An 18,322-nucleotide genomic window follows, 5' to 3' on the forward strand; every position below is an offset into this window, starting at 1 on the left:
ACAAATCCTGATTCTATGAGGCACGCAGAGAGTTTTGATTGGATTTTGCTTTTTGAATTGCTATTGCTTTATAAAGTAGTAATGATTTGGCAAAGATTCAGTAATGCTACTGTTGTCAATGAAGATTCGTCGTAGAATCAAAGACACTTCAGAGTTGATATTCTCCACTAATGAATCGCTTTTCTCAAAAAAATACGGATTTTTACGGTAGCACTTCACAACAGATTCAGCCAGATCAGGTATCTGGTTACAAGCAACTACTTCGCGATCGCTATAAAATACTTCAAGTTCTGGGTAGAGGTGGTTTTGGCATCACGTTTTTAGCCAAAAATGCCCTATTACCAGGGAATCCCTTCTGTGTCATCAAACAGCTATCGCCAAAAGTAACTAGTCCTCAAAGCTGGCAAAGGGCATGTACGCGCTTTGAAAAAGAAGCACAAACCTTGGCTCTACTCGGTAGCCATTCTCAAATTCCCATGTTATTAGACTACTTTCAAGTCAATAGGGAGTTTTATTTAGTTCAAGAATACATACCCGGTTTGACTTTGGCACGGGAAGTGCGGCGAACTGGGCCTAAAAGTGAAGCCTCAGTTAAACAATTTTTACAGGAATTCTTGCCAGTATTGCAGTATCTTCATAAAAATGGCGTGATTCATCGGGATATTAAGCCCCAAAATTTATTGCGGCGTGAAGATGACGGACGAGTGGTGCTAATCGATTTTGGTGCAGTGAAAGAACAATTAATTGATGCTTGTGAAAACTCAATTAATTTATCTGCAAACACCAGTTTTGTGGGGACTATGGGATTTGCACCACCAGAACAGTTTTCTTTACGTCCAGTTTATGCCAGTGATATTTATGCACTAGGTGTCACTTGTATTTATATGTTGACTGGCAAAAGTCCTGTAGAATTTGACCAAGATCCGATTACTGGTGAAATTTCTTGGCAAAAAGAGGTAAACATCAGCGAAGATTTTGCTCAGGTTTTAGGAAAAATGGTGAAATTTTCTTTACACGATCGCTTTAAAACTGCGGATGAAGTCATAAAAGCTTTAGGTAAGGAAAACTTTTTGCCTAATTTCGCAAGCTGCCTAACCAACCAAACATTAAAAAAGAAAAGTATTACACATCATGAAATTGCAGATTGTGAAATTACATATCACCAAGTTAAACATCTCCAAATTACACAACAGGAAAATTCTGATGTCTATGTCCCACCTGTAGTCAGAACTGCTACTGCCATTCGCAAATGGAGAGCAAGACAAAAATAAACCAGGTCGCACAGCTGAGTTAAGTAAGTATAAAATGAATAATTAATCATGGAAAATAGAAAATATCAAAAACAAAGTTAGTAAGTATTGTGACTAGATTCGAGAGCAGTGATGATTAATTAATCGGGGTTAGTCTTTAATACTTAGTCACTTGTTGGTTGCGAATATACAAGAGAAAGTACTAAAGCTAATAGTTCCAAAAAATTTTTTATTCAGATTATTATATAATCGGAAGAATAATTAATCCTATGGCTCTCGTAGTTTTCCACGAATCAGGAAGACTGACTAAGCTAATGCGCTTGAAAATAGCATAAATTTTTATTGGGCATGGGGCATTGGGCATGGGGCATTGGTTAATCACAAATGACTAATGACTAATGACTAATGACTAATAACTAATGACTAAATATGTTATTTCAATGTGCTACAGCTTACTATTTACAAACGCTAACCATATAAGTAATTCCCCAATACCGAGAACAGGGTTTTTCTACCACAAGTAAGCGAGAGTCAATTCTTTTAAGGGTAAATACGGGGCAAGCTTAGCTTAAGTTGTCATGCAGTCGCGCCTGTCAGATCATGATCTGCTGCTTAAATCCCGATTGCCCAAACCCCCTGAATCCCAATGGAAAGAAGTTTTGCCAAAGTTGTGGCACCCCCTTGGTGTCGCTTTTGAGAAATCGCTTCCGTGTTATCCGAGTCCTTTCAGATGAGGGGGGATTTGGGAGAACTTATCTATCAGAAGACATAGATAAGCTCAATGAACGCTGTGTTGTCAAGCAATTAGCTCCAAAATTCCAAGGAACTTGGTCGCAAAAAAAGGCGATGGAGTTGTTTGCCCAAGAAGCACAGCGACTACAAGAACTCGGAGAACATCCGCAAATTCCGACTTTGTTGGCTTACTTTGAGCAAGATGGCTGCTTGTATTTAGTGCAGCAGTTTATCAATGGGGAAAATTTGTTAAAGGAGTTGCAACAGCGCAAGAAGGGGTATACTGCTAGGGAAATTCAAGGTATTTTGCTGGATTTATTGCCTGTACTCAAGTTTATCCACGATCGCAATGTCATTCATCGAGATATCAAGCCAGAAAATATCATCCGGCATAAAAGCGATGGACGATTAAGCTTGATTGATTTTGGCTCCTCAAAGCAATTCACAGCCAGAGTTCAAAATAAATCTGGCACATCCATTGGTTCACATGGCTATTCTCCCCTAGAACAAATTAGAGATGGCAAAGCTTTCGCCGCAAGTGACTTGTTCGGTTTAGGGGCTACCTGCTTTCACCTGCTAACGGGAACTTCTCCCTTTCAATTGTGGATGGAATGTGGGTATGCCTGGGTGAGTAATTGGCGGCAATATTTACGGACTCCATTAAATGCTGAATTGGATTTGGTAATCGACAAGCTTTTGAAAAAAGACATCCAACAACGTTACCAGTCAGTCGATGAAGTCATCAGAGACTTGGTGCAAAAACAACCACTGGCATTGCCACCAGCCGGCAAGTCAAGTGGTACAATCCCGGTAACTAAAGCATCAAATTTACCAAAAAGTTATAGCTTACTGAGAATTTTCATCTTGGTAAGTGCTTTTATTATGTTGTTTGGATTCGGCGAATCTTGGTATAAACATTTCCGCCGGATTCAAACTAGTTTGTCTTCTCGGCTAATTCAGAATAATCCGAGCAAAAATAACCCGCTTCTCGGTCAACCGCCAACAATTACCTTGGGTAAAGTTTCCTTAGTTAACTCCCTCCAAGGACACGAAAACTCAGTTTTATCCGTCGCCATTAGCCCCGATGGCAAAACCATCGTCAGCAGTGGCGATGACCGCAAAATTAAACTTTGGAATCTAGCAACAGGAAAACAAATTTCTTCACTCAACACCTATTCTGGGCAAGTGAACGCGGTGGTTATTAGCCCAGATGGCAAAACTTTGGTGAGTGGTAATGATGACAGCACCATCAAAATCTGGAATCTGGTAACAGGACGGCAAATTCGCACTCTTACAGGGCATTCCGACTCAGTTCATACCCTAGCCATTAGTGCTGATAGCCAGACCCTAGTTAGCGGTAGTGATGACAACACCATCAAAATCTGGGATTTAGCAACGGGAGAGCAGATTAAGACACTGAGAGGGCATACATTTTGGGTGCGATCGGTAGCCATCAGCCGCGATGGCGTGATTCTTGCCAGTGGCAGTTTTGACAAGACCATCAAAATCTGGAATCTGGCAAAAGGATACTCCATCCGCACACTAGCGGGAAATTCTCAAACAGTAACCAACGTCGCCATTAGCCCAGATGGTAAAACTTTAGCCACTGCTAGCCGCGATGTCTACGACGGGCTACGCCTACGCACCATTAAACTCTGGAATATCACCACCGGAAGAGAAATTCGCACACTGGTGGGGCATGAGAACACAGTCACAACCCTAGCCTTCAGTGGCGATGGTCAAATTCTTGCTAGTGGTAGCCGCGATCGCACCATTAAACTCTGGAATATCGCCACAGGAGAAGAAATTCTCACATTGGCAGCCCACACCAACACTGTCACATCTGTTACCTTCAGTCCTGATAGCAAGACCCTTGTCAGCGGTAGCGATGACAATACTATTAAGATTTGGCGTTTGGTTGAGTGAAGAGGGAGTGGTATAGGGTAGCACAGCTGTGCTACCCTAACCTATGCTTGAATTACCTGAAAATTGCTCTAAATCTGTAGCAGTTTAGTCAGACAAAAATTGGTTATCCTTTGTTAACGTTGTACAATTGAAAACTATTGGGCTGTAAAGACAACCCGAAAACCATTACTGATGTACTGGATGTCGCGGACGAAGTTGCGGCGATACGCCGAACGGCAGCTACTAGGACGGCTGACCCAGGAACCGCCCCGCAGTACAGCATCTCCTTGTTTTTCAGAAAGATTATTATTAAACCAAGCACTGCCATCCGTAGGCGCTCCTTCATAGTTATGGTGCCAGTCATCAAGACACCATTCCTGTATATTCCCGTGCATATCGTATAACCCAAAAGCATTAGCTAGTCCAAAACCGCCTACTTCTGTTGTTTCTTCTCGATAAATTCCTTTTGGACCTCGACCATAAGAACCTGATTTATATTCTTCGTCATCTGTACCTCTGTAGTTGGCGAAATCAGTTGTAATCGTCTCACCAAAATGAAACGGGGTAGTAGTTCCGGCTCTACAGGCATATTCCCATTCTGCTTCACTGGGTAGGCGGTATTGTCTTTTTGTATGGCGAGCAAGGCGGGAGCAAAATTCAACGGCATCGTACCAAGACACGCTCTCTACAGGTCTTTGATCCTCTTTGGATTTCGAGGGGTTAACATCTAGCTTTTTGTTCACCTGTGGTAATGCTACTACGGCTTTCCACTGTGCTTGAGTGACTGGATACTTACCTATGCAAAATTGTTTAATGTTTACTAAATGCTGAGGACTTTCTGATTTCACGCGCTCTAGTTCATCCTCTGGTGAACCCATCATAAAACTACCCTCAGGAATCAGCACCATCTCTAAAGTAATTCCATTGCCCAAGTCTTCTACATAGTATTGGGCTGTCTTCTGTGTCCGGTTTACAACTAACTCAAATTGATTGGCTGGATTTTGTTCTGGGGATACAGGCTTTGGTTCTACGGCTACAGTCGGTTTTTGCTGACCAATAATTCGTTCTTCTATTGAAGCTACATCTTCATCTCTCAGCCCTAAACTTCGCTGAAAGTTTCTCAAACCATTGAGTGTAGTTTCGCTTAGTGTTGCTTCACCGGCAATTACCTCAAGGAGCGTTTGTTTATATTCTTCTAATTTGCGCTGGTACTCCCGATAAGATTGTTGAACTTCGGCTTCGATCGCATCAGCAACCTCTGGGGTAAGTTGTAATTCGAGACGTAGCAAATTTAGCATAATACGGACGGGTCTAGAAAAATTGCCCTGATTGATGCGATTTTCTACTTCCTTGCGATACTTCAGCTTTGGGTCATCTTTAGCCGACTTTGCCAGCAAAATCTTATGACCTTCTTCAACAGGGTAGAATTTGGGAGTCATTGCTGGTGCAGCTTCTAGCACCTTGGTACTGGCATATTCATGCAGTTCATCAATGGAAATCCAGCCATCGCTATCTTTATCGGCTGCGCCTGTTTCAATACCTTCAACTAAATAGCGGGTGTAAATGGAGAGTTCTGAGCCTTCTTGCTCAAAGGAATATTGGGTAGAACTGGAAGAAGTGAGGATTGCCCTACCTTTACCACCTAGTTGCTCTTGCACATTTACAGTAGGGTCACTCTTGACTGTTATACCTTGGGTAATTGCCCCACTAAAGCAACAGTCTAGAATTAAAACTTGTCTTTGCGATCGGCTATCGTTGATATAATCGTGCAAAAAACTAGCTGCAACTGCTGAAGGCTTTACCAGCTTGCCGTTTTGTATTTTAGTGGCAGGAGTTGATAGGTATAGTTGCCCTGTATCATCTTTAATTCCATGCCCAGAAAAGTAAAATAGCAGTAAGTCATCTTTGTGACGATTGCTGAACAGGTTGTAAATAGCCTCTTCTATTTCCTGTTTTTGGGGATTTTTCAGCACTGTGACATCTCCCTCAGCAAAACCACCCAGAAGTGGGTCTACCAAAACTCGCCGCATCGCCTCAACATTCTTCACAGCATTGGGTTGTGGTGCTAGTCCTGGCTGATATTCACTAACACCAATCAGCAGCGCCAATTTACCCTTTGATCTAATATCTATAGGTTGCAGATTGATGTTTGCGACTTCAAATTCAAATACCTGGAATGGAGGAAAATTTAGTGTTTCTTCAAATCTACCACGAAAATCAATTATGCCTTCGTTTGGATAGTTTAACCATCCCTCAAATAATTTGCCTGTCTGATTATCTTCCCAAAAATAACTATTTTCACTATTTACTTGAAAACTGATACTAGCAGCAGTTTGATTATCATCAAAACTCCAAGATAGTATTTTGTCTTGTATTGTTAAATTCTGAATTACCGCTAAACCAAAGCGAGAACGTAACTGCACTTCACCTTGTGGGTAAATGATTAAATGTTCTGTTCCTTCATGCCAAGTACCAGTTTCTCCACCCCATTTAACTGCACAAATGTATTCGCCAGCAAATAATTGGAAAATCGGTTGATTATTATCTAGTAGCTTTGGCAACTTATTTGTTTCAATTTCTTCTGCAAAATCGGCATATTTCCCACCGAGATTGCGTAAAACTTCTGCTGCAACATGGGCAAAAGGTAATAAATTTTCTTGTTTTTCTTGACTTAAATCTGGCAGATTTAAAAGCAGTGCAGTGAAGCTTTTAATGGATAATCCCATTTTTTCAGCGATATATTCAGATACCACATCTAAAACCTTCTCGGTTTCCGCTAAACGCATTGCTTGGTTGAGCAATTTTCGTACTTCTGGTACAAAATCATATTCATAAACTTCTCTATTTTTTACCTCTTCTTTATGCAGAGAAACGGAAGAAGAAATATTTTTCTTTCTTTCAATCATGCCACTTAAAAACACTTCTGCCACATTTACTGGTGTAGATTTAGGTAGCATAGTCTTTTGAATTAAATGCACCACAGGTAAACTAACAGGAACAGCTGCCATTAATCCAGCTAATCTTTGTGCTGTGGGTGAGGCGGTGGCTAAAAAACGATCTACTATTGCTTCAGGTGATACTTCTGAAGATTGAGATATTACTTTTTCGTTTACTTGTTCTTGAACAAAATCGAGGTCTAAAACAATGGCTGGTGTTTGGATTCTACCATGACCTGCAACCACTTTAGCCCATTCTTTGAGAGATTCAGGCTCTAGGGTAATAATAGGTAAATTTAAGGCTTGCTCTATATCTAAATCTTCTCTGCAAATTAATTTAGAGTTAGGTACACCAGGATTAAAAGAACTCAATTTCACTTTATAGCCTAAACCTAACTCACTACTTAACCACAGTCTTTCTGGGAAAAGCTGCATAATTGCAGTTGGAGATTGATTTGACCATTTTTGTAACCATTGATAGATGGTTTTTTGTTGCCAAATAGTAGATACACAATCACTGACTAGTAAAATTAAGCCTCGTTCATTACTATGATATAACTCTCGATAATTATATTGACAATGAATTTTTGATTTTCCTTTTTTTCTGCTGACTAATTGTAAATTTTCTTGATAATCACTTGATAAATTCCAAGTTCTGACAGTATGAAATATCCCATAATTTTCTAATATTTGGGTTAATTCATTAATGGTTTCTTGCCAAATAAATGAAGAACGGTTTTCTTCTACCACTAACTCAAGATTTAACCAGCGTTCAGGTTGAGGTTTAGTGATAGGCATCCAAATGTCCTGTTCTACAATCAAAGCATCTACAATATGGTTAACAGTGGCTTCAACATCCAAAATTCTTCTAGAGTATGAGGGAACTTTACGCATCAAAGGACGCAAAGCTCTACTGATTTGTAGTTTGTTTGATAAAGCAGGTGCAGCAGGAACTTGAAATGGTAAACCCTCTATATTTTCTTCATTTTGAAACTCTTTAGACAACGAATCTGGAGGTGGTGTATAAATATCAATAGGCGGCTCAACGGGTTCAGCAGGCTGAATTTTTGTATCTTCAGTAATGGGTTCTTTTGGAGGTTGAGGTAGTTTTTCTCTGATTTGAGTGTTTTCTACCCCCATTTGCAAAGCTAACCAAAGAGTATCTGCTATATCCTCATCACTTAGTTCTAAACTTTTCCTTAAACCACTATGTTCTAAGATATTAACAAGACGTTTCACTGCGTCATAGGAAGAACTTTTACTCATCTTCTTCAACCTGACCTAAATCTTGCAGCAGTTGTTTAATCAGTCCATCTTTAGTTTCAATGCGTCCTTTTGTCACCATAAATAGAGCATTGAGAAGTTGATCGTTGGCTAGGGTTTTTGTATCTCTTTCTTTAAGAAAATTATCGACTAATGTATCAAGATTGGACTTTGGACAAAAAGAAGTTTATTCGCGAGTGTGACTCGCGAATAAATGAATGATTAATCTTGTTTATAGTGACGAGCAGAAAAAAGCATAGCCATCAGACCCCCAACAAATAGTAATATCAACTACAAAGTATCTTTGGGTAAATACTGATGGCTATGCCAAAATTTAATAACAATCAATTAATAGCGCAATTTCAAGATTTTAGACAAAAAATTTACAACTGTTTTTCTTCATGTAGCGACGCCTGTATGGATTTGTTGGATGCGCTTGCGGGTAATACGGGAGCCAATTCAATTGCGGAGTTATCTTTAAGTCCTTTGTTTCCCAGAAGCTATAATTCTATTTATAAAGCAATTCAAAAATCATTTAATACAAATATTCAGGAGAAGAACAATGAAGAAGAAGAACAAGAAGAACAAGAAAAACCCAATAACTTAATTAGGGTGGTATCTGAGTTAATTAAGCAACCACAACAACGCCCTTTTTACTTATTCGCTCTTGATACAACACCGCATCCGCGTCCTTACGCGAGGACTTTAGCTGAACGTGGGTATATTTACCAGCCAAATACTATCAAGGGTAACAAACCGATTAATATTGGTCATTCTTATTCGATACTTTCTATCTTACCAGAGAAAGAAACTGGGAATGCCGCCCCTTGGTCAATACCAATATCAGGAGAAAGGGTATCACTTGATAAAACTGGTGTTGATGTGGGTAGTGAACAAATTTCCTCAGTAATGTCTGATTCATCACTGCCCTGGCAGGAAAAATTGTGCGTCTTAGTAGCAGATAGCGCCTATAGTCAGCGTTCATTTCTGTTTGACCAATCCAAACACAAAAATGTGGTAGTGATAGCCAGAGTTCGTAGTAATCGAATTTTCTACCAATCTCCACCCGTTGATGAGTCAAAGAAAAAACGTGGTTGTCCAAAAAAATACGGTGAACGGTTTAATTTAGCTGATGTTGAAACTTGGCACTCTCCCGACGAGACAACACAAATTCAGCAGACAACCTGTAAGGGTCGTCTTTTAAACATCACCATACTCGCTTGGCATCAAATGTTGATGAGGGGAACCAAGCACCAAAAAATGTATTGTCATCCTTTTACTCTGCTCAGAATTCATGTGACTGATGATACTAATCAATCTCTCTGGAAACCAATGTGGTTAATTGTCATAGGTGAGCAACGTGGAGAAATCTCACCTACGGTTGCAAACCATTGCTATAGACAAAGGTTTGATATTGAACACATGCTGCGATTTAGCAAGCAGCGTTTGTTGATGACGCAGTTTCAAACTCCAGATGTTTTGCATGAGGAAAATTGGATACATTTAGTAATCCTAGCTTACGTACAGTTGTGGGCGGCAAGGGAGTTAGCAACACACTTACCCAGGCCATGGGAGCGTTATTTAGAACAAAACAATGATAAAATTGCCACTCCAAGTGTAGTGCAACGCGATTTTCAGAGAATTATTTCAGAGATTGGTACACCCGCTCGTTCTCCCAAAACCAGAGGAAATTCCATCGGTCGAGTTCAAGGTCAAGTTCAAACACAACGAACTAAGCATCCTGTTGTCAAGAAGAAGTCAAAATCAACACTCGCTAAAGTCAAAGCCGCATAAATTTTCTTAGGCTTTAGGCGTTTAACTCAGTCTGACTCAGTTTGTAAAATAACTGGGGTAATTTCTGATGACTAGTTTTTTGTTCGCGAGTGTGACTCGCGAACAAACTTCTTTTTGTCCAAAGTCCAAATCAAGAGCCTCATTTGTTAATTTTGTGGAATTGTCAGGATCTGCTATTTCTTTACCTAAATGAGCCGCAATTATTTTCACTAAATGTTCTTTATCTGGCTCTTTCATAGTTAGCCGTAAACATCGTCTCAAAAATGGTGGAGGGAAATCTCGCTCTCCATTACTGGTTAAGATGACTAGGGGAAAAGTAGTACAAATTACTCTTCCTTCTATAATTTCATGACTAATATCTGCGGTGTATGCAGTACGCACATTCACACTGGGAATTTCTTTTTTGAGTCTAACTAACTCCTCAATTTCAAACCGTCCTTCTTCAAAAATATTTAAAAGATCGTTAGGTAAATCAATATCACTTTTATCAATTTCATCTATGAGGAGAATCCGGGGTTTTGGTGATGGGAGTAAAGCTGTCCCTAGAGGTCCCAAGGTGATATAGTCTTCAATGCTGCTGGCTTGTTGTTTCTTTTCTTCTTTGGGAGATAATGTTGAGGAATTTGGCTGCTGTTTAACTTCTTGTAACCGAGCGATCGCATCATAGTTATATAATCCATCTTTAAGAATAGTCCGAGATGTGATCGGCCAATATAAAACCTCTCCTAACATCAATTCTCTAGCTACTGCATAAGCTAAAGATGATTTACCTGTTCCTGGTTTACCTGTAATCAATAAAGGTCGTCGCAGATATAAAGCTGCATTGACCATTTTTATTTCTTCTTCACGAGGTTGAAAAGTTTCACCTCTTACTTGGCTGCGACTTTTATTTGGGTCAATTTCTTTACCAAAAGGTCGCCATTTGGGAGATTCGGGTAATTCCCAATCATCGTGAGGTTCACTATTTCCTGTAAAAATTTGCCATTCATTCATAAAATTAATCAATTTAGAGTTTGTTTTCGGTTAATAGCTGTTCGGGTGGTAGTAAATTGGGGTCATCCCACAATAAACATAAATGGTTAATATTTTTTTTGCCTTGTGCTTTTTTGCTTTTAAATTGGGACGGTAATTCTTTTAAAGAGATATCAATATCTTCATTTTTTAAAATCCTATTGAATTCTTCTTCAATATCAGGAATCTGTTTACGAGTCCATAATGCTAGAGGAAGAGCAGATTTGAAAATAATTTTTCCCAAGACTTCTCCTTTTTCAAAGATACTTGTGATTTTTACAGCGATGACATGTTCCTGTTTGACTTGATCGAATAAAGTTTTTTGATTATCACTAGATCCTAAAACAAAAACACTATTAGCATATTGTTCTAATTTATCGTTAAATGTATTTGCTTTTTCCCGCCATTTAAAAACAGGTGGGCTTTTACCTCTTAATCTATCTGAACAACGAATTACGACTTCATAATCTTCACAAATTCCTGTAGAAAAATCCTCTTCACCTTCTTCATATTCTTCGGTTTTCCAACAATCAAAATCATGATTGATTAATTCTGATGGTAATAAAATATGAATTTGTTTTATGGATTTATTAGCTTTAATTAAACTTTGTTGGATTAAATTTATTGTAATTTTAGGTAAATCACTTAAATTTTTATCTGTAGGAATTTCTAATTTGTTTTGAATTTTAAGTTGTTCACAATCAGAGAAAGATTCTCGATGATATTGAACTAAATTTTTTATTAGCCATGCTTCAACAACATAATTATCGCCAGATTGACTAATTGCTATCATTAGACAGGGATGACATTGCTGCTCTCGTTGTCGTTGCTCTTTTTGTACCTGTTGAATTAATTCATCAAAGTCTATAATGTTTTCTTTTCCCCATTTTTTTAAATCATTAGATAAAGATGTTTCTGTCTTGATCAAAGATAAATAGCCGACAAATTTCTCTAGATAACTATAATTACCTTGTATCGGCATATCTAATTCGTTAATTATTTCTTCGACCTTTTGAGGTTTGGTTTTATTAAGCTTACGTACTTGATATAAAGATGATTCATAAGCAGTAAAAATTACAGTTTTTTCTAGTTCAAAGTATCTTTGTAATACATTAATAAGTTTGTCTAGCTTTTCATTATTTTGATATTGTTGTTCAATAAGTTTGTCTAGCTTTTCATTATTTTGATATTGTTGTTCAAGCTCTTTTAATTTACGATTATCTGGTCTGTCTTGATAACAAACTTGAAAAAGTTTTTCTAACTTTCCATTAGGAATAGCCCATCCAGTTACTAACTTAAAAACAAGATCGTGCAGATTTTCACCACCTGCGATCGCCTCCAGATTTTCCCCTAATTCAAAGTTAACCAACATTGCCAAATCAGTTTTATCAGGATAAGCGTGAATAATGGCATCTATTAAATATTTTTTCTTATTCTCTAACCACGATTCCATAGCAACTATACTTGTCTTAATTAATTTTTAGCTTTACTTTCAATGGGGTTAATTAAAGGAATAATTAAGCTACATATAATCAATAAACTTGAACCATAAACAGGGCTATAAAAACTTAATGAACTAAAAGGTTCTCCTAGCGCAAATACCCAAACAATAAATGCTATAGTAGAGATAATAGTTTGTTTAACTGCTGGTGGCTTTTTTGGTTCAGATGTTTGCTGGAGAATATAAGCAGCAGTAATTACTGTAAAAATAACCAATAAAATCCACAATATAATATTTGTAGGAACACCAGTGGCACTTTTAATTAATCCCGTAATTGCAATCCATCCGCCGACAATTTCTGTAGGAATATATTTAAGCAGTTTGGAAAAATAATCATCAATTTTTCCTGTATCTGATTGCGCTTCCAATTGGTCATTAACTATTCTACGTCCCATGTTTAACTCCTTAATATTTAAGCTAAATCTGATTGGATTTCTTGATAAATAGCAGCAAACAAAATTCCTTCCCGAATTGTTCCAAAGGTTTTGGCTCTCTGGGCATGATGTAATGCAACTAAACACCAATCTTCATCAAAACAAGGTGAACCACTCGAACCTAAAGCTGTTTTATTAACATATTGAACTAAACCACTATTATGATAAACTCCTGTGATGCCATCGTGACTGATGGACAGTTTCATGGAATCGCCTTCAGGATGTTGTAAAACACTAATTCCCATTTTCTCAATTGGTAACTTCTTCCCATCCCAACGCGCAGGTTTAATATCTTTCTCTTGGTTAATTTTAGATTCTACCTGTAATAAAATATAATCTAGATGTTCAGTTTTACTAAAACGTAAAATGGGTTTTTGGTTATCTAGTTTAAATGAATTACCAGAATTTTCACCACCATCATCTGAGGTAAAAAAGCCAAATTTCAAAACAGCATCACGAGCGTTATTTTCTATGTTACTTTCTTCATTAGGGTGGAAAACATGATAATTGGTTAATATCTTATTAGGTGTAATTAAAACTCCTGTTCCCATAATCTTGCGAGATGGTATTTCAATCCGACATACCGATGCAGATTGTTCAATTGCGCGTTTCAAAAATCCTACATCCAAGTAATCAAAATTAGGTTTCAGCCAATTTTGCAGTTGAATTTCATCAGTTTCACCTTTCCAGTTAATATTGGGGCCAAAATCTGTTGTTATTACTGGCGAGTCAGTAATAAAGCGTTTATTAATAACAACTGATTCATAAAATTCCTTCAAGTCTGGATTATCAGGATTAGTTTCGTAGGCAGCTAAAATTAACCGATATGTTTTCCCTCTGGGAATTGCCCACCTAGTTAATAACTTAAAGACAATATCTGTAACATTTTCGCCACCTGCGATCGCATCCAAATTTTCCTCTAATTCAAACTCAACCATCATTGCCAAATCATTTTTAGTGGGATAAGCACTAACAATGGCTTTAACTAACCTTTTGAGTTCAGCACCAGATAGCTTCATAATCAAGGACTTAGTAAAATCAGGGGTGAAAGCAAGTATAAGCGACAGTGAAATAATTATGACACGATCGCTGTTAGGGACTTCCAGTTTCAAAAAGATCCCGTCGTAGGGGCGCATAGCTATGCATTGGTGTCAACTTAACGTGAAACCCTCGTCCCACACACGTTTTACCCCCCTTAATCCCCCCTTGGAAAGGCAGGGCTGATTCATTCCCCAAAGAGCTTTAAAAATCAAGGGTTCTAGCGATTAAAAATTAGTTATTTTGTTACTGGCGTGCCGATGAAACCAACTATTTTACTGATATTTCAGTGCTTAAATGTTCATCTCTTCGTCACGCTTACTTACAATTTTCTTGCTAACCATCTTGACAAATCCTGTTTGAAATGGAATGAAACAGCCCTGCCTTGGAAAGGGGGGAAAAAGGAATTTAGTTCCCTCCCCTTTACAAGGGGAGGGTTAGGGTGGGGTAAAGCGTATGTGGGACAAGCATTTGAGCTTAAGTTGACACCAATGATAGCTATGCGCCCCTACAAATGTACAAATAATTTGGGATAATTTATTTTTTGGAAGTCCCTGAATAGATTATTTGCCATTTCCGGCGGAAACATTTACAACGTTGCTACAAGTTCCTTTAAGCGATCGCGTCCATCCCGAAAGACAGGCCAACCATCCCCCACCAGCACTGCTTCCACTCGACTGAGTTCTGCTAACCTCCGCACCGAAGCAACAGCCTGCTCTCGATTGAGCAGCTTGTCATCTGGTAATATTGTCAAACTACCAGCCTTGCGTGCCCGTACTAAATCTCCTGTAATCAACGTTGTTTCCTCTAGTAATAAAGCCAGTTCACCGGGCGTTTTAGAACCTTGGAGTTCAATTACCTTTAGTCCAGGTACGAACTCCTCACCATCAGACAGCCAGCGATCGCAAAATATAGGAAAACTATCTTTTTCCGCCACAGGGCCGGCAATCTTAGCATAGGTTTGATCAGCAATTTCTTTACTTGCCCTGACATGCTCAGAATTCGTCAGCACAATCCAAACTACACCACCGAGGGATTTCAGATGATTCCAATCATGGTTTGATAGGGCTACTGGGTCAATCAAGATGTTGCCATCTGGGCGAATCCAGGCAATCCCATTGAAATCAATATTTCTTGCCGGATTGAAATTAGACCAGCTATAAAGATCGGGACGGTGCAAAGATTTCATGATGATTCTGGATTTGTACCTTCAATAATTGACTATTAATCTCAATAATTCAGTATATAGATATATAGGGGGATTGGGGATTGGGGATTGGGGATTGGGGATTGGGGATTGGGGATTGGGGATTGGGGATTGGGAAATAAGACATGGAAACACGGAGAAATTATTCACCGCGTCGCCACGTCTCCGACTCTCCCTTAGGGATTATCAATAAATAATTGGATATTTTTTTATTTGGAAGTCCCTTATTTTCTTTATGTCCCCAGTCCCCAGTCCCCAGTCCCCAGTCCCCAGCCCCCAGTCCCCACTCCCCAGCCCCCAGTCCCCACTCCCCAGCCCCCAGTCCCCACTCCCCACTCCCCAGTCCCCAGTCCCCAGTCCCCAGTCCCCAGTCCCCAGTCCCCAGTCCCCAGTCCCCAGTCCCCAGTCCCCAGTTCCCACTCCCCACTCCCCACTCCCCACTCCTTCCTCTAGACGTGGAATTTGAGTATACTACGATAAATCTATCGATATTATGGTTTTATTCGGGTTTACAGAAACTCCCGCATAAGCGCAATCAAGATCAACAGAGGCAAAGGGGTGAGTCAGATGCAGCGCCAAAAAATATCAGCCAAGGCAAACCAGTTTACAGAATCGGTGATTCGAGAAATGACAAGGGTGGCACTGCAACATGGTGCGGTGAATTTAGCCCAGGGATTTCCTGATTTTTCTTGTCCGGCTGAGTTGAAACAGGCAGCTTATGAAGCAATCGAGGCGGATGTTAACCAATATGCTATCACTTGGGGCGATCGCCCATTTCGTGAAGCGATCGCCAAAAAAGTCCGCTGGTATCTCGGCTTAGATATCAACCCCGAAACCCAAATCACCGTTACCTGTGGTTCCACAGAAGCAATGGCAGCTGTGATGCTGGCCACAGTCGATCCTGGTGACGAAGTAATTGTGTTTGAGCCGTATTATGAAAATTACGGCCCCGATGCGATTTTAGCTGGTGCTAAACCCCGCTACGTGACACTACATCCCCCCCATTGGACATTTGATGAAACACAGTTGCGTCAAGCTTTCAACGCTAATACCAAAGCCATTATTATTAACACACCCCATAACCCCACCGGTAAAGTCTTCACCCGTGAAGAACTAACCCTAATTGCTGAACTTTGTCAAAAGTGGGATGTACTAGCCTTTACTGACGAAATCTACGAACACATTCTTTATGATGGCACTCAACATATCGCCTTAGCGACCCTTCCCGGAATGGAAGAACGCACAGTCACCATTAACGGTTTATCCAAAACTTACAGCGTCACCGGATGGCGAGTTGGCTACATTTTGGCAAACCCGGAATTGACGGCAGCCATTCGTAAAGTGCATGATTTCTTAACAGTGGGTGCCCCTGCACCATTGCAACGAGCTGGAGTTGCCGCTATGCAACTACCACCATCCTATTATGAAGAACTAGCCAAACTTTATCAGCAAAAGCGAGACAACATCTTACAAATTTTAGATCGAGTTGGCATACCCTACTTCCTTCCCAAAGGAGCTTATTACGTACTTGCAGATATTTCCAAATTCGGCTACAAAACCGATATTGAATTCACTTACCACTTAATTAAAGATATTGGTGTTGCTGTAGTTCCTGGTTCTAGCTTTTTCAACCAACCAGAAAAAGGACATTCTTTGATCAGATTCTGCTTCAGCAAAAAACCTGAGACATTGCAAACAGCAAGTGACAAATTACTCAAACTACAACCCACTCTACAACCAACATCCTAAACCAATTTCTTATCTTATCCTCTCTTATCTTTGCGTTCTTCTCTGACGAGACGCAAAGGTAAGAAATAAACCATTTTACAAATTATTTAGAGATGCTATATGACTGCTTACGAGAATATTTTACAAGCAATTGGTAGAACTCCATTAGTCAAACTTAACAAAATTACCGAAGATATTCACTCAACTATTTATGCCAAAGTAGAATATCTCAATCCTGGCGGCAGTACCAAAGATAGAATTGCCCTCACCATGATTGAAGCCGCAGAAAAAACAGGTCAATTACAACCAGGTGGTACTATTATTGAAGCCACCGCAGGCAATACTGGTGTCGGATTAGCATTAATTGCAGCAGTAAAAAAATATCGCTGTATTTTCGTCATGCCTGATAAAATGAGCCAGGATAAAATCAATCTACTCAAAGCTTATGGTGCAGAAGTAGTTGTTACTCCCACATCTGTACCGCCTGACTCAGCAGAAAGCTATAACGGTGTAGCAGAAAGACTTGCCAAAGAAATACCCAAAGCTTACAGACCAAATCAATTTGAAAACCCGAATAATCCTTTAGCACATTACTTAACTACAGGCCCAGAAATTTGGTCAGATAGTAATGGTAAAGTTGATGTGTTTGTTGCAGGTATGGGCACAGGTGGTACAATTTCTGGAGTTGCCAAATATCTCAAAGAGCAAAATCCAAATATCGTAATTGTTGGTGCAGATCCAGAAGGTTCAATTCTTTCGGGTGATACACCTAAATCTTACAAAGTTGAAGGAATTGGCGAAGACTTTATTCCCAAAACTTTTAATCGGCAATTAGTAGATGAAATGGTTCGAGTTAGCGATAAAGAATCATTTAATATGACTCGTCGTTTAGCACGCGAAGAAGGTTTATTAGTAGGAGGTTCTTGTGGTACAGCAGTAGCCGCAGCCTTGAAGTATGCAGCCAGATTAACAGAGCCAAAATATATTGTAGTTTTATTACCAGATACGGGAAGAAATTACATTAATAAAATTTACTCCGATGCGTGGATGCAGGAAAATGGTTTTTGGGAAGGTACAACAGTCAGAAGCACGAAAGTTGGAGAAATTCTTGCTCAAAAAACAGATTTTCCTTCGCTAGTTGCTGTCAGTCCGCGTGATACTTTGAGCAAAGCCACAAACTACCTGCAAAAGTTAAATATCTCCCAGCTACCAGTGATTGATAATAATCATGTAGTAGGAAGCGTCAATGAAGCTTCTTTAATGAAATTCCTTCATGATGGTATCAACTTTTCTAACCAGGAAGTTTCGGCAGTTATGGGTAAACCATTGCCAATTCTTGATGAAGAAGTCCATGTTTCGGAAGCTTATCGACTGCTTTTATCAGGAACCACAGGGATTATTATTAAGCAGCGTGATGTTCCTATTGGATTAATTACCAGGGCTGATTTAATTAGATATTGGATTAGTCAAACCCAGGAATCATGAATAAGAAGTCAGAATTCAGAATTCAGAATTCAGAATTT

At 39.3% G+C, this 18,322-nt stretch carries 12 protein-coding genes; 5 read left to right on the plus strand and 7 right to left on the minus strand.

Annotated elements, in window-relative coordinates:
- The first annotated feature begins 170 nt into the window (after positions 1–170).
- On the plus strand, positions 171–1,271 hold the full coding sequence (locus tag IQ276_RS00165) for a serine/threonine-protein kinase (RefSeq protein WP_193924612.1): 1,101 nt from the start codon (positions 171–173) through the stop codon (positions 1,269–1,271).
- Positions 1,272–1,850: 579 nt separating this feature from the next.
- Positions 1,851–3,908 carry a serine/threonine-protein kinase gene (locus IQ276_RS00170; RefSeq protein ID WP_193920935.1) on the plus strand — a complete coding sequence of 686 codons (2,058 nt, stop codon included), beginning with the start codon at positions 1,851–1,853 and terminating at the stop codon, positions 3,906–3,908.
- Positions 3,909–4,042: 134 nt separating this feature from the next.
- On the opposite strand, the gene IQ276_RS40640 is transcribed toward IQ276_RS00170, so the two are convergent.
- Entirely contained in the window at positions 4,043–8,089 is a 4,047-nt protein-coding gene (locus tag IQ276_RS40640) for a caspase, EACC1-associated type (RefSeq protein WP_309245577.1), read from the minus strand.
- A gap of 315 nt (positions 8,090–8,404) precedes the next feature.
- Between IQ276_RS40640 and IQ276_RS00185 the strand changes: the two genes are divergently transcribed.
- Positions 8,405–9,880 carry an NF041680 family putative transposase gene (locus IQ276_RS00185; protein WP_228043575.1) on the plus strand — a complete coding sequence of 492 codons (1,476 nt, stop codon included), beginning with the start codon at positions 8,405–8,407 and terminating at the stop codon, positions 9,878–9,880.
- A gap of 36 nt (positions 9,881–9,916) precedes the next feature.
- On the opposite strand, the gene IQ276_RS00190 is transcribed toward IQ276_RS00185, so the two are convergent.
- The 6 genes from IQ276_RS00190 to IQ276_RS00215 all read right to left on the minus strand — a co-directional run bounded on the left by IQ276_RS00190 (position 9,917) and on the right by IQ276_RS00215 (position 15,505).
- Entirely contained in the window at positions 9,917–10,873 is a 957-nt protein-coding gene (locus IQ276_RS00190) for an AAA family ATPase (protein ID WP_235115309.1), read from the minus strand.
- Positions 10,874–10,886: 13 nt separating this feature from the next.
- Entirely contained in the window at positions 10,887–12,344 is a 1,458-nt protein-coding gene (locus tag IQ276_RS00195; protein WP_235115310.1) for a VMAP-C domain-containing protein, read from the minus strand.
- Between the two features lie 20 nt (positions 12,345–12,364).
- A complete protein-coding gene (locus tag IQ276_RS00200) occupies positions 12,365–12,787 on the minus strand; it encodes a hypothetical protein (protein ID WP_228043536.1) in 423 nt (140 codons plus the stop codon).
- 17 nt (positions 12,788–12,804) lie between these two features.
- On the minus strand, positions 12,805–13,938 hold the full coding sequence (locus IQ276_RS00205; RefSeq protein WP_193925166.1) for an effector-associated domain EAD1-containing protein: 1,134 nt from the start codon (positions 13,936–13,938) through the stop codon (positions 12,805–12,807).
- A gap of 515 nt (positions 13,939–14,453) precedes the next feature.
- Positions 14,454–15,053 carry an MBL fold metallo-hydrolase gene (locus IQ276_RS00210; protein ID WP_190883580.1) on the minus strand — a complete coding sequence of 200 codons (600 nt, stop codon included), beginning with the start codon at positions 15,051–15,053 and terminating at the stop codon, positions 14,454–14,456.
- Between the two features lie 251 nt (positions 15,054–15,304).
- Positions 15,305–15,505: a hypothetical protein gene (locus IQ276_RS00215; protein WP_235115311.1), complete on the minus strand. Its 201-nt coding sequence runs from the start codon at positions 15,503–15,505 to the stop codon at positions 15,305–15,307.
- A 133-nt stretch (positions 15,506–15,638) separates the two neighbouring features.
- Here IQ276_RS00215 and IQ276_RS00220 point away from each other — a divergent pair, with 133 nt between their 5' ends.
- Complete coding sequence (locus IQ276_RS00220) at positions 15,639–16,820, plus strand: pyridoxal phosphate-dependent aminotransferase (RefSeq protein ID WP_193923558.1); 1,182 nt, start codon at positions 15,639–15,641, stop codon at positions 16,818–16,820.
- Between the two features lie 99 nt (positions 16,821–16,919).
- The gene (locus tag IQ276_RS00225) at positions 16,920–18,284 is read left to right on the plus strand and encodes a cystathionine beta-synthase (RefSeq protein ID WP_193923557.1); all 1,365 of its coding nucleotides are present in this window, start codon (positions 16,920–16,922) and stop codon (positions 18,282–18,284) included.
- The last annotated feature ends 38 nt before the right edge of the window (positions 18,285–18,322 follow it).

The organism is Desmonostoc muscorum LEGE 12446 (assembly GCF_015207005.2).
In the GTDB taxonomy this organism is placed as follows: Bacteria; Cyanobacteriota; Cyanobacteriia; order Cyanobacteriales; family Nostocaceae; genus Nostoc; species Nostoc muscorum.

Bases quoted from the DNA above. Each gene is read 5' to 3' on its own strand.
- IQ276_RS00165 (WP_193924612.1), top strand. From the start codon at position 171: ATGAATCGCTTTTCTCAAAAAAATACGGATTTTTACGGTAGCACTTCA.
- IQ276_RS00170 (WP_193920935.1), top strand. From the start codon at position 1,851: ATGATCTGCTGCTTAAATCCCGATTGCCCAAACCCCCTGAATCCCAAT.
- IQ276_RS40640 (WP_309245577.1), bottom strand. From the start codon at position 8,089: ATGAGTAAAAGTTCTTCCTATGACGCAGTGAAACGTCTTGTTAATATC.
- IQ276_RS00185 (WP_228043575.1), top strand. From the start codon at position 8,405: ATGGCTATGCCAAAATTTAATAACAATCAATTAATAGCGCAATTTCAA.
- IQ276_RS00190 (WP_235115309.1), bottom strand. From the start codon at position 10,873: ATGAATGAATGGCAAATTTTTACAGGAAATAGTGAACCTCACGATGAT.
- IQ276_RS00195 (WP_235115310.1), bottom strand. From the start codon at position 12,344: ATGGAATCGTGGTTAGAGAATAAGAAAAAATATTTAATAGATGCCATT.
- IQ276_RS00200 (WP_228043536.1), bottom strand. From the start codon at position 12,787: ATGGGACGTAGAATAGTTAATGACCAATTGGAAGCGCAATCAGATACA.
- IQ276_RS00210 (WP_190883580.1), bottom strand. From the start codon at position 15,053: ATGAAATCTTTGCACCGTCCCGATCTTTATAGCTGGTCTAATTTCAAT.
- IQ276_RS00220 (WP_193923558.1), top strand. From the start codon at position 15,639: ATGCAGCGCCAAAAAATATCAGCCAAGGCAAACCAGTTTACAGAATCG.
- IQ276_RS00225 (WP_193923557.1), top strand. From the start codon at position 16,920: ATGACTGCTTACGAGAATATTTTACAAGCAATTGGTAGAACTCCATTA.